Genomic DNA, 13,543 nt, shown 5'->3' with positions numbered 1-13,543 from the left:
GCCGTCCTCCTTCAAAATAGGGATGTATTATTCACCCGCTTGGTCACCGAATTGGCAATTAGCAGTAAAATGAGAGCAAGAACCGATTTTAGCAAACCCACTGCGGTAGAATACGAGAAACGGCCCTGCTGAATGCCCACCTGATATACATAAATATCAACTACATTACTTGCACTTTCATTCAGCGAGTTACGCAGGACGAGAATTTGATCGAAGTTGGAGTTCAATATGCCGCTGACCGCCAAAATAAACAAAATGGATATTGTCCCCTTGATAGCGGGAAGTGTGACGTACCACATTTTCTGAAAGCGTCCGGCCCCGTCAATGGTGGCCGCTTCGTACATGTCCGTAGATACCCCCGCCATTGCTGCCAAATAGATAATAGCTGACCATCCAAGCTCCTTCCAGATATCCGAGCTAACGACGATAGCCCAAAAATAGCTCGGCTCTGCCAAATAACTGATCGGCTGGTCAATCCACCCCCAGGCTAGCAACAGTTGATTAATCATCCCGGTATCTGCCAGCCACGTCGTTAAGATCCCACCAAGAATGACCCAAGATAAAAAGTGAGGAAGGTACGAAATGGTCTGAATAGATTTTTTGAACCGAGTAGATCGTATTTCATTCAGGAAGAGAGCAAATACAATGGGCAACGGGAATCCGATCGCCAGCTTGAGCAGGCTAATGCCCAGTGTGTTTTTGACAATGTACCAAAAGTTATCATCCTCCAAAAAGGCCCGAAAATGCTCTAACCCCGCCCATGGTGCGCTTGATATGGTTCCAATGATGTCAAAATGTTTGAACGCAATTAAAATACCGTACATCGGAATGTAATGAAAAATAATCATCCAAACCACCCCAAGCAGCGCCATGGTCTGCAAATGTCTTTGTTGAACCCATTTGCGCGCTAGTGATGATGCCCCTCTACCCGATCGAACCGGCGGCTGTGGCTGTGGCTGCGGATTTTTCCATCCTGTACTCATACAGAAGACCTCCCTTCTCTTTAATGTAAGCACTTACATTTATTATTTTAGAGGCTTCTGCTTCGAATGAGTAGTACTGGATTTTTTGATTTTGGTATCTAAATTTCAGGTGGGGATCTAACTATACGCACAAGTTTTCTTCCATCCTTTGGATTTTTACATCTATTAATTTACGAAGAAGACTATCAGATGGTACGATAAGACTATATGTAATTCCAATCATTACCTATATACCTAGATCAGGAGGATTAAGAATGGAAGAATTAGTTCGTTCGATTCAGAAACAGGTTCGAATTAAAAAGGTTGCCTGCTGGGCGGGGCTCATCATGTTTGGCCTGTGTACTTTAGTTGGCATTGCAGCTCAGGAATGGCTTATGACGCTCTTGGCGCTCGCGATGACAATTTTATCCGTCTATGGATTAACCATGATGCGTGGTATGACAAAGTTTACTAAAGAGTATCAACCGGGAAAGGGCTACGGTTATTATCGTCGTACGGTACAACAAAAGCTGCGCTATCTAACTTGGGGACAGTGGTTAGTAGGCGGCCTTATTGTCCTGATGTACTTTATATTTAACGTCCGACTTAGCGCTTTTCTCATTGCTATCTTGGGTATCCTAACCATTCAGTTCAGTATCAAAAAACGAATTAAAAATCACCAAGAGCCCGATATCACTGAGTTGGATGAGTTTGTACGAATGGGGATTGTTTCTCCGCATGAGCAGACTATTGGGGTATATAAAGATTTTCTACACCTGAGCCATACGTTTCGGGGGAACCAAATTGTTATCGTTACAAACAAACGCCTGATTTCTGTATTTGTGGAGGAACAGGGGCGTGCGGTGAAAACGGAAATGCTGCTCTCGGGTATAAACAAAATACGCGCAATCGGTACGGGTTTTCAAGGTCAAGGTATATTACTGTCTGTAAGCAACCGTGACCATAACGAGCTTCACATTCATATGGTCGGGAAAAGCATTTTCTTTTCTCCAGAGCAATTCATAGGCTCCTTGCTACGGGCACTGGATGCAGTGTTAAAAAGCAGATCATACAGTACGGAAGAACTATTCCCGAGCTACCAACAGACAAGAATTTCATTGCACCCCTCAGAACAAGGTTTGCTGCATAAACCTACGACAGCTTAAATAATTTTGGGACATGTACCACGTTATATATATGCGTTATGATCGATCTTCATAATACGCCAAATAGCAAGTAAGCCCTGATCTTAATGAGCTTACTTGCTATTGGGTGTACTTCCACATCATATTTTCAAATGAACTGCCTACCTGCTAAAACAACTAATTTTCTACTTTACTTCTGCCTTCTTAATGATTAGCTCCATGATAGAATACCGTGATGAGGTCATGACTTGTAACAAACACTAGCAAGCTAAACAGACTGAGCGACAGAGGGCGTGAAATCAATTTTTTCATCCTTTAACACTCCTTTTAAAATAGTTATATATTGGTCTTGCTGTGTTGCTGTAGCTTGGGATCTGAAAATTTCAAATATAGCGGTACATTTCCTAAACTCATGCTCATGTTCCATACCCAGGGTATCGGACAGCATGAGAGATTGCAGGATATAGCCCAACGCAACCGTAAACTGTTGTTGCTTGATATAATAAAGAGCCAGCTGATAGCAGAAGCGAAAATAATAAGATACATTCACAGGCTCTTCAAAATATTTAAAACCTTCCATTTGTTCGGCAAATGATTCAAGCACAGCCTCTAAAGGATAGTCATATCTCGACGCTCCCTCAACGATAGAAAGAAGCCCCGGTAACAGCTCTTCCGGATTGTTACGAAGAAATTGCATGTATTCCTGCAACACTTCGGCATGGCCTGACAAAATATCAAGGGCATACAAATTAGCTCTGGCAGCATAGCGGTAATATTCAACCTCTGCTTCCCCATATTTTGATCGAGATCATTAAACCAGCCCAATTCTGCATATTTTTCGATGCAATCGCGAGCGGCCTCATACTTGCCCTGTTTTTGGAAGGCCATGCCTTTCATAAGATGACTGTAGCCGTAGTAGTAGACTAGCGGCCGTTTGGTATGTATGGGTTGTATAGGTTTCTTGCGCGCTTTGTAGAGCTGTAATTCCTGATACTTTTGGTTGACATGGCTATACAACCGGTCGCATAAAGCAATCATATTGGCACCATCCGCAAATGAAAAAGACAGCTTAATCATGTTAACAAGTGTGTCTAGATCTGTGATGTCGGAGTGAACAAGATCATCCACCATTCCCGCCTCCTTATCCGACTTTTATATTCACCAAACAAAAGTAAGATCTAAATCCCAACTAAAAATAACTTAATTACGTAGTTATTACGTAATTAAGTTATATCATAAATTCAAACATATGACAAGTGCATTATGATAATATATTCCAGTTTTTAAAATACCGATGTAAGTGGATCGTTCACTTGTTCATTTCCATGTGAAGCAAAGGAAATGCCCTACCTGATCCATCCAGTGCAGATCGCCCCGTGTGTACAAAGCCGTAATGTCTGTAGAAAGCATACGCTTTCTCGTTCTGCTCATTCACGTCCACTTTGAGATGCCTCCCTTTTATTTTTTCAGCATACTGGATGAGTCGGCTACCTATGCCCTGCCCATGCCGTTCAGGGTCCACAAACAGCATCTCTATTTTCAATCCGTCCAGCCCGATAAAACCTGTTGGTTCTTGACTTGTATTCCATTCCATCCAAACTTCAAGTTCTCTTAAAACACCACTGCGTACGATATGATGATAAAATTGAATGTCCTCTTCCGACAAAAATGTGTGTGTCCGGCGTACAGCCCGCTGCCAAATATCAACGAGTTGATCATGATTTTCTTCACGATAAGCAACAATTTCATTTTGCACTTGTACTTCCCCCTTCATTTAAAAATCGATATTGCATGTTTTGCAGTAAGCCTAACATGCCTATTTTGAAGTATACAAACACAAAAAAGGAAGCGGAATAATTCCGCCTCCCTTACATTACAGCCTTTTACAACGTAACACCGTTTTTAAAAATAGCGAGCTCCCTGAAATTGTTTTTCTCATTGTTCACCCAGGTTCCGCTGGCTACAGCAACGATGTAATCAACAAAGTTGCGGAGCGCATCTTCCATACTGACATCCTCCACCAGTGAACCAGCGTTATAGTCGATCCAATGAGGTTTAGCTTTATACAACGGCGAGTTGGTTGAGACCTTCATCGTCGGAACAAAGGAGCCAAACGGCGTACCGCGTCCGGTTGTGAAAATAACGAGCTGGCAGCCCGCCGCGGCGAGAGCTGAAGATGCCACTAGATCGTTGCCCGGTGCGCTGAGCAGGTTGAGTCCCTTGGTCTTAAGACGTTCCCCGTACTGAATGACATCAGTGACCGTGGAAGACCCGGATTTTTGCGTACAGCCCAGTGATTTATCCTCCAGTGTCGTGATGCCCCCTGCTTTATTGCCCGGCGACGGATTTTCGTATACTGGCTGCTTGTAATCCAGAAAATATTGTTTGAAATCGTTAATCAGATGTACGATCTTATTAAATACTTGCTCATCGGCAGCGCGCTCCATTAAAATCGTCTCCGCCCCGAACATTTCAGGTACTTCTGTCAATACCGTTGTTCCACCTTGCGCGGCCATATAATCCGACAATCGTCCGAGTAATGGGTTGGCAGTAATACCCGATAAGCCATCAGATCCACCGCATTTCAAGCCGATGTTCAGCTCAGACAAAGGTACAGGTTCCCGTCGATCTTCTTGCACGGCCGCAAAAATTTCATGAAGCAACCTTACCCCTTCCTCTACTTCATCCGACACATCCTGGGAAAGCAAAAACTTTACCCGCTCCGAATCATATTCCCCGATGGCTTCCTTAAATTCTTTCATCTCATTGTTCTCACAGCCCAAACCCAGTACAAGTACGCCACCTGCGTTCGCATGTTTCACAGCATCGATCAAAATCGTGCGCGTATGTGCGTGATCGTCACCCAACTGAGAACAACCATAGTTATGCTTAAGCACAAGTGCATTTTCAAAAGGTGAAATATCTCCCGCTTCCTGCTTGAAACGGTTTAAAATAAGTTCAGCAATCCCGTTCACACAGCCGACCGTCGGCACAATCCACAACTCATTGCGAATCCCCACACGACCGTCCTTTCGCCGAAAACCTTGAAACGTACGACTCTCCTGTTCATATAAATGAGGAGCTGGCTTAGGCTTATAAGTGTACTCCTCCACGCCTGTCAGGTTCGTCTTCGTATTATGCGTATGCACATGCTGTCCTGCCTGAATGGGCTGAATGGCATGACCGATGGGATATCCGTATTTCAGAACATGCCCACCTTCAGCTATATCCTGCAAGGCGATTTTATGCCCGCGTGCTACATCCTCGGCTAGCTCCACTCGTTGTTCTTTTTGTGCTCCCCACGCCAGTGTTTCTCCCTGCTTGTAATCACGCAAGGCGACAGCCACGTTATCTTGATCATGAATTTGAATGAATTCCAGCATTCCGGTCTCCTCCTTGCTTATGCTCTGGGCACGCTGTTCCCGGTTAGAGAATCGAGCGTCTCCTTCATTCCTCTGCTTGTAATTTCATACACATGCTGTGCCGTTTGTGCAGCCAGCCCTTCGATCTGGTTCAGGTCTTGACCCCACCATGTCTGCTGGCCAAGTACCAGCGCAGTCAATTGCTTCGCCCCGGCGAGAGTACCGTCATATCGACTCCACAGTTCACCAAACGTACCCAACACTTCAGCTTCGTCTGCCAACGCAATCGACTCACCATTTCTGTCTCCCCGATAAAATACGATCAGGGACGCCAGTGAAAATACGATTCTGACAGGCAGAGCCTTACGTTGTGCCACATACTGGAGCAAGGATGGCAAGTTCCGTGTCTTGAACTTGGACACCGAATTTAGTGCGATACTCATAACATAATGACTTACATATGGATTACGGAATCGTTCAATAACATCGTCGGCATATACATTCAATTCCGCTTCTGACGAGTCCAGCGTCGGAATAATTTCTTCTCGGATCAGTGACTGGATAAAGTTGCCCATAATATCATGCTCGACCGCCTGCCCCACCGTGTCCAGGCCATATAAATAAGCTACAGGTGTAAGAGCCGTATGTGCTCCATTCAAAATGCGTACTTTCCGTGTACGGTAGGGTGCCATATCGTCGACAATCAGTACATTCAATCCGGCCAAATGAGCAGGTAATTCTTCTTTAAGCCATTGTGGCCCTTCAATGACCCATAAATGATACTGTTCGCCCACAACAACCAAATCGTCCTTGTAACCCAATTCTGCTTGAATTTCATGGATTCGGTCTTTGGGATAGCCAGGTACAATCCGATCGACCAAACTGTTGCAGAACGTATTCGATTCCTCCAACCATGCAATAAACTCGGCCCCAAGCTTCCATTGGTCCGCATATTTCAGTACGATTTCCTTGAGAGCGTCTCCATTACGGTCGATGAGCTCGCACGGAATGATCACCAGTCCCTTGCTCTGATCGCCCCCAAAAAATTGAAAGCGCTTGTACAGAAAGGCGGCCAATTTACCTGGAAAGCTCTTTTGCGGACGATCTTCCAATTGATCCTCTGGGGCATAAGCGATCCCCGCTTCCGTCGTGTTCGACACGACAAAACGCAGCTCCGGCTTTTGGGATAATGCTTCATACTCCACAAAGTCCGAACCGTACGGATTAATCCCACGAGTGACACACTCCACAACGGTATGCTCCTTCATGGCCTTCCCATCCTTAATCCCTTCAAGAATAACCGTATACAGGCCATCCTGCTCGTTAAGCTTCTCCACGAGGCCTCCTGGCTGCGGTTGTACAATCACAACTCCCGTATTCCATTCTGCTAGCTTATTCATTTTGTCAAATTGCCAGTCTACAAAAGCACGCAGGAAGTTCCCTTCCCCGAATTGTAGCACCCTCTCGGGATGTGGTTCATTAACGATAAAGCTTTTTCTGTTTAATTGGTCTAATTCATCTACTTGTTTCATCCGGAGTAACCTCCCACAATTACCATAATGATTTCATCGTTATTTTATCACAATGCACACGTTAACAAAATAGTTTTATCAACATTTTTAGTTTAAAAAATTAATAATGACAATAATATGAACACGTTAACATATACGTTTATATAAAAATCTGCAAATATATCGCCCTTTTTCTGTTGTTTCGCACCTGTTCTAAGACGGTTAAGGCTAACTTATCACCCTATCCCGAGACCTTGTTCTTATATACATTTCAGGAGAATAGACGCAAAAAAGCACGGGCAGGATAACACTACTTACTAGGCAGGAGGAACATCTATGAAGACAATCGCAGATACTATTGTACAAGTTTTGGTCAATGCAGGGGTCAAACGAATTTATGGCATTGTTGGAGATTCTCTAAATAATATGGTTGATTCCATTCGCAGCAACGGTCAAATTGAATGGATTCATGTAAGGCACGAAGAAGTGGCTGCCTTTGCAGCCGGAGCGGATGCTGACCTTAGTGGCAGCATTGCTGTATGTGCTGGAAGCAGTGGTCCCGGAAATTTGCATCTGATTAATGGTTTATATGATTGCCACCGCAATCGGGTGCCTGTACTGGCTATTGCCGCTCATATTCCAACCGACGAAATCGGAAGTGAATATTTTCAAGCTACGCATCCTGAGCATCTTTTCGGAGAATGCAGTCACTTTTGTGAGGTGATTACGACACCGCGTCAAATTCCCAGAACGGTGACCATGGCCATTCAACAGGCAATTTCACGTTCAGGTGTTTCCGTCATTGTTCTTCCCGGTGATGTAGCAGCTTTGGAGGCGGAAAAGGTACCCGTCCCTGAACATGTCTACCATCCCACTGCACCTGTAGTGCATCCGTCCGTTTCCGAAATTTCCCGACTGGCCGAATATTTGAATAAAGGCAAACGAATTACGTTACTATGCGGCGCTGGCTGTGCACAATCTCACGACTTGCTCATGCAGTTATGTGACAAGCTAAAGTCCCCCATGGTATCCGCTCTGCGAGGCAAGGAATATCTGGAGTATGACAACCCTTATTATGCTGGATTGACCGGACTGATCGGGTATTCTTCCGGGTACCATGCGATGATGGATTGTGACGTCCTGCTTATGCTCGGAACAGACTTCCCTTACAGACAATTTTACCCTGAAGATGCGATTGTCCTACAGGTAGATATAGAGCCAGCCCATCTCGGCAGACGTACTCCGTTGACGTATGGTTTGTGCGGGGATGTAAAAGCCACATTGGAAATGCTGCTACCGCATTTAACGTCAGAGCATGATTCCAAGCATCTAGTGAAAACCGTTTCCCACTATACCAAGGTACGCCAGGAGTTGGATGATCTTGCCGTCGGTAAACCAGGTCATACGCCGATCCATCCGCAATATCTCGCCAAGGTCATCAGTGACGCCGCGCAGGAAAATGCTATTTTCACTTGTGATGTCGGTACTCCCACTGTATGGGCGGCGCGTTATTTGCAGATGAACGGTCAGCGTCGGCTTCTCGGCTCGTTCAACCATGGCACGATGGCAAATGCCCTGCCGCAGGCGATCGGAGCGCAGGCCACTGAGCCTGACCGACAAGTGATTGCCCTCTCTGGCGATGGCGGACTCACGATGCTGATGGGCGACCTGCTCACCCTGAAGCAGCATCAGCTGCCTATTAAAGTCATTGTTTTCAATAATGGCGCTCTCGGTTTTGTCGAGCTGGAAATGAAAGCGGCCGGATTCCTGGAAAACGGCACTGAACTGGTGAATCCTGATTTTGGTGCTGTAGCGCAAGCCATGGGACTCAAGGGCATCCGGGTTGAAGATCCGACAATGCTGGAGGATGCCATTCAGCAAGCATTGGCTCATGATGGCCCTGTTGTGGTAGACGTGGTGGTGAACCGTCAAGAGCTATCCATGCCACCCAAAATTAATCTTAAACAAGCAGAAGGATTTACACTGTGGATGATGAAAGCGATGCTGAACGGACGCGGTGACGAGATTGTAGAACTAGCTAAAACCAATCTCTTTCGTTAAATACAGACGAAGCAGAGCACATTTCAACCTAAAAGAGGCAGAAACCATACATCTAGCATGGTTTCTGCCCCTTTGGCCTGCCTGTTAATCAAACGAGACTCAGCGTGGTCTGCCTGCCGTTGATTTCCGCTTCATGAGCGCGGTCTCCATAAATATAAGCTCACCCTCATTGGACGGTGACTGAATTCGTTCCAGAATGCAGGCGGCTCCGCGCTCACTTATCTGCTCAATCGGTCTTTTGACCGTTGTTAACGGTGGAGTCGTATACATTGAGAACCCGATATCGTCAAAACCAATGACAGAGATATCCTCTGGTACCTTCAAGCCATTTTCGAATACCGCATTCATTGCCCCAATAGCCATATCATCGTTAGAGCAAAATACCGCTGTCGGCGGCTCCTGCAGGGAAAGCAGTTGCTTCATTGCTTGGCTTCCGCTTTCAGTATCATAATGGCCTTGCACGATATATTCATGTCGAATCGGTTTACCACTATCAATCAACGCATTCATAAAACCCTCGCGGCGTTGCTGGGTAGACTTGAAGCCTTCTACCCCTTCAATGATCGCAATGCGTTCATGCCCACTCTCAACGAGAAAGGAAACCGCTTCATAGGACCCTTCCTTATCATTTGAAATCACATTTACAATCCCCGCCCCGGATACCTGCCGATTCAGTACAACAAGCGGAATGCCTTGACCGAGCACATGATAAATAAAAGGGTTGTCCGCCTCGCTCTGGCTCATCAGAATGATACCATCAAAACGCTTGCGGTGAATGGCCGAAAAATCGGCGTAATCGTCAATCCCTCGCACAAACAGATTGTAATCCACCCCGATGACATGATTAACTCCACGGATGGTATCCGCAAAAAAACTGGAGCTGGTGCCTTCTGAAATACTGGTGAAAAACAGGCCAATCGTATGCGAGCGCTGGAGAACCAGGCTTTTGGCATTAAAATTTGGAATGTAATTGAGTTGCTCTGCCAACTCCATAATTTTGCGTTTCGTATCTTCTTTAATCAGCGGGCTGTTATTGAGCGCCCGGGAGACGGTTGTATGGGAAACATTAGCCAATTTGGCAATGTCTTTAATGGTAGCTGCCATATACGTATCCTTTCCTTAGTGAGGCTCTAAAAAAATTATATACCCACCATACCACAGGAGCCGCCCGGAAAAGAAGACTTTCACAAATTATACGCGGTTATCCGCATGTCGACGTTGTAACTCTTGAACCATTTCTGCATGTCTGCTGTCAGTTAGCTTGTACATTTTACCGATGACCAGCATGGCCAAAGCCAGGGCAACAGCCGGATAGAGACAAAGCAATGCCTTGATCCCAAGCAGCGTTCCAGAGGACTGAACCACATTCGGAACATACCCGATGAGCGCTAGTCCAATACCCGATAGAAAGCCAGACAAGGATTGAGCCAACTTACGTGAAAAGTTAAATAACGAGTAAGTAATCCCTTCCTTACGCTCCCCGGATGACCATTCGCCATAATCTATGATATCGGACACGAATGCCCAGGTCACCCCGTTAGGAATACTAATACCAATGAACGAAATACTGGCGAGGATTGTAAAAATATATACATTGGAAGGCATAAAAAAGTTAATGGAGTCGGCAATGACACTAACCAGCATCCCCAGTATGGCTGTTTTTCGTTTACCGAAGCGCCGTACCAGCTTGGGCAGGAACAACACACCCAGTAGCGACGAACCGATAATAATAAAATTCATATAAGCCATTAATTCTACATGCCCCAAGTTATATTCGGCAAAATAGATCAGTAGTGCGGACTTGATATTGTACGCGGATATGGTGAAAATCGTCATCAAAACGAGTACCAGCAAAGGCTTGTTATTCGTAAAGGTATGCACGATAACGCCTATAGATAGCTTCTCTTTTGGCCCGGACTGGCTAATAATACGTTCTTTCGTTCCTCGGTAACATATGATGAAAGCGATCACACCAATGAGTGACATAATCCCCATCACAACCGGATAGCCAACATGATGGTTAGGAAACAGTAAAATAAGCGGCATGACAACGACACTGGTGACGAATAATGCGCCCAGAGATCCCGCCTGACGGAAAGATGACAATGAGGCACGCTGATGAGTATCCTGCGTAATAGCGGCACCCAGCGAGCCGTATGGAATGTTTACAATAGAGTAGCCAATTCCCCAGATCATATAGGACGCGTAAGCGTAAATGAGTTTGCCTGTGGGTGAAATATTCGGCGAAATAAAGGTAAGAATCGTAAGAATTGCAAGGATAACGCTTCCAACGATAAGAAAAGGTCTAAATTTTCCACGTGTACCGATATGTTTGCGATAATCAACAAAGGACCCGACAATGGGATCACAGACGGCGGCAAACAGCTTGCTGACCAGGAAAATGCCTGCGGCGGCTCCTGCAGAAACCCCAGCTACATCTGTAAAAAATTTCAGCAAATACAACTGCCCCAAATCAAACATGAATCCGTTTCCAAAGTCACCCATACCATACGAAATCTTTTCTTTCAGGCTAATATGCTCGCCTGTCTTGTTGTCAGTTTGGACGCTCTCCTGCACGATAGGCACTCCCATACCTACACACTCCTCTATGTTTGTAATTATTTTCACATAATTAGTTCAGGATTTTGCAAAATTCGATTCCAGTCGCTCCGAAGTGCAAGATACAGACGAACTAAACCATTTCGATCTATATCTTGTTCATTGGAAGTCGCTTATGGGATTTTTGCAAAATCCTCAGTTGATAACTATTTTGTTTTCAATTGCTCTTACCGGGAGTTTTGAAACAAGCTCCTGGCAAGAGCTCTTTTTATGAAGTTAGTGAGTTCTCACCTAGGCAATAACTTCACTTACTATGAACAACCGTTGGGAAATTAAAATATTGCTCGGCGTTATTGTAGCAAATATTTTGTACCATTGCTCCGAGCAGTTCCAGATCCTCAGGCGCCTTACCCTCCTGAACCCACGTTCCGATTAAGTCACAAAGTATACGGCGGAAATATTCATGGCGTGTGTAGGATAGGAAGCTACGGGAATCCGTCAGCATACCAATAAAGCGGGACAGCACCCCGTAGTTAGCCAGCAACTTCATCTGCTCCTGCATACCTTCGATGTGGTCGTTATACCACCATGCCGTGCCAAACTGGATTTTCCCTACAGTTCCACCGGATTGGAAGCAGCCCGCGAGACTTGCCAGTACTGGATAATCAACCGAATTAAGCGAATACAAAATCGTTCTCGGTAATCCTCCTGCCAGCTCCTGTGCGTCCAGCAATGCCGCCAATGGACGGGCGATCGAGCCATCATTTACGGCATCGTACCCTGTATCCGGTCCCAAATGACTGAACATAGACGTGTTATTGTTACGCAGCGCGTGAATGTGGTATTGCATAGCCCAGCCATGTTCTGCATACTGTTTGCCAAGAAAAACCAAAACGTACGATTTATATTTCGCCTCCTCTAAAGGAGTCACATGGCCTTCCTCCAGCCCCTTGCTGAATATGGCTGCTGCTTCCTCCAGTGTCGTTTCTTCATAGACAACAGTATCGAGCGCATGATCAGATACTCGACCTCCGGCAGCATGGAAATGGGACACCCGGCTTGCCAGCGCATTCAAAAACCCTTCCAGGCCAGAAACATCCAGTCCGCTGACTTCACCCAACCGAGCCACCCAAGGCTGGAAAGTTTCGCGATTAATTTCCAAAGCTTTGTCGGGGCGGAAGCTTGGCAGCACTGCCACTGGGAAATCGTTCAGTTTGCTGATTTGTTTGTGGTATTCGAGATGGTCCGTCGGATCATCCGTGGTGCACACCACAGTTACCTTCGAGTTCACAATCAGATCACGTGCGCCAAAGCCCTTTCCCTGCAGCTTTTGGTTTACCTTTTCCCAGATTACAGGTGCGCTCTGTTCATTCAGCAGCTCATAGACACCAAAAAAGCGTTGAAGCTCCAAATGCGTCCAATGGTACAGCGGATTGCCGATTAGTGTAGGTACGGTTTTGGCCCAAGCCAAAAACTTGTCATAATCCTCACCATCACCCGTAATCAGGCGTTCCTCAACCCCATTGGCCCGCATAAGTCTCCACTTGTAATGATCTCCGTACAACCAGGCTTCCGTAATATTTTTGAACTTTTTATTTTCATAAATTTCTTGTGGACTTAAATGGCAATGATAGTCAATAATCGGCATATCCTTGGCATACTGATGATATAAGGTTTCAGCCGTTGGATTGCTCAACAAAAAGTTTTCGTCTAAAAACGTTTTGGTCATTACTTTCTCATCCCTTCTATAATCGTGTTTCCTAGCAATTTGTTAACGTTAACAAAAACGTTCGAGATACTACTTGCCTTTTAACAATTACATTCCCCATAGCGGTAGGAAATCCATATGATTTGTACAGGACAATACAATTATAATATGATACCTGTACATCATGTCATACTGGTTTGCTTCACCTTAAATTTAATGTTTACGTTAACAACAA

The 13,543-nt window shown here is 45.3% G+C and carries 10 protein-coding genes; 2 read left to right on the top strand and 8 right to left on the bottom strand.

Annotated elements, in window-relative coordinates; genetic code table 11:
- Window positions 1–11 precede the first annotated feature (11 nt).
- A complete protein-coding gene (locus tag NLX74_RS19550) occupies window positions 12–983 on the bottom strand; it encodes an ABC transporter permease (RefSeq protein WP_235308188.1) in 972 nt (323 codons plus the stop codon).
- Window positions 984–1,237: 254 nt separating this feature from the next.
- Here NLX74_RS19550 and NLX74_RS19545 point away from each other — a divergent pair, with 254 nt between their 5' ends.
- A complete protein-coding gene (locus NLX74_RS19545; RefSeq protein WP_254329707.1) occupies window positions 1,238–2,128 on the top strand; it encodes a hypothetical protein in 891 nt (296 codons plus the stop codon).
- A 247-nt stretch (window positions 2,129–2,375) separates the two neighbouring features.
- On the opposite strand, the gene NLX74_RS19540 is transcribed toward NLX74_RS19545, so the two are convergent.
- The 4 genes from NLX74_RS19540 to NLX74_RS19525 all read right to left on the bottom strand — a co-directional run bounded on the left by NLX74_RS19540 (window position 2,376) and on the right by NLX74_RS19525 (window position 7,001).
- Window positions 2,376–2,804: a hypothetical protein gene (locus NLX74_RS19540; RefSeq protein ID WP_254329706.1), complete on the bottom strand. Its 429-nt coding sequence runs from the start codon at window positions 2,802–2,804 to the stop codon at window positions 2,376–2,378.
- Window positions 2,805–3,416: 612 nt separating this feature from the next.
- On the bottom strand, window positions 3,417–3,863 hold the full coding sequence (locus NLX74_RS19535; protein ID WP_254329705.1) for an acetyltransferase: 447 nt from the start codon (window positions 3,861–3,863) through the stop codon (window positions 3,417–3,419).
- 127 nt (window positions 3,864–3,990) lie between these two features.
- Complete coding sequence (locus tag NLX74_RS19530) at window positions 3,991–5,490, bottom strand: UxaA family hydrolase (protein WP_254329704.1); 1,500 nt, start codon at window positions 5,488–5,490, stop codon at window positions 3,991–3,993.
- Between the two features lie 17 nt (window positions 5,491–5,507).
- On the bottom strand, window positions 5,508–7,001 hold the full coding sequence (locus tag NLX74_RS19525; RefSeq protein WP_254329703.1) for a tagaturonate reductase: 1,494 nt from the start codon (window positions 6,999–7,001) through the stop codon (window positions 5,508–5,510).
- A 315-nt stretch (window positions 7,002–7,316) separates the two neighbouring features.
- Between NLX74_RS19525 and poxB the strand changes: the two genes are divergently transcribed.
- Window positions 7,317–9,041: a ubiquinone-dependent pyruvate dehydrogenase gene (gene poxB, locus NLX74_RS19520; RefSeq protein ID WP_254329702.1), complete on the top strand. Its 1,725-nt coding sequence runs from the start codon at window positions 7,317–7,319 to the stop codon at window positions 9,039–9,041.
- 99 nt (window positions 9,042–9,140) lie between these two features.
- Here the strand turns inward: poxB and NLX74_RS19515 are convergent, their stop codons facing one another.
- The 3 genes from NLX74_RS19515 to uxaC form a co-directional block, all read right to left on the bottom strand.
- Window positions 9,141–10,145, bottom strand: a complete 1,005-nt coding sequence (locus NLX74_RS19515) for a LacI family DNA-binding transcriptional regulator (RefSeq protein WP_069079639.1) — start codon at window positions 10,143–10,145, stop codon at window positions 9,141–9,143.
- An 87-nt stretch (window positions 10,146–10,232) separates the two neighbouring features.
- Window positions 10,233–11,633, bottom strand: coding sequence for an MFS transporter (locus NLX74_RS19510; protein WP_061830333.1), 1,401 nt, complete (start codon window positions 11,631–11,633; stop codon window positions 10,233–10,235).
- Between the two features lie 271 nt (window positions 11,634–11,904).
- Window positions 11,905–13,329, bottom strand: a complete 1,425-nt coding sequence (gene uxaC / locus NLX74_RS19505) for a glucuronate isomerase (protein WP_254329701.1) — start codon at window positions 13,327–13,329, stop codon at window positions 11,905–11,907.
- Window positions 13,330–13,543 lie beyond the last annotated feature (214 nt).

It is taken from the genome of Paenibacillus sp. MZ03-122A, from assembly GCF_024213325.1.
Lineage (GTDB): Bacteria > Bacillota > Bacilli > Paenibacillales > Paenibacillaceae > Paenibacillus > Paenibacillus polymyxa_B.
This window is presented reverse-complemented; position numbering and strand designations above follow the sequence as displayed.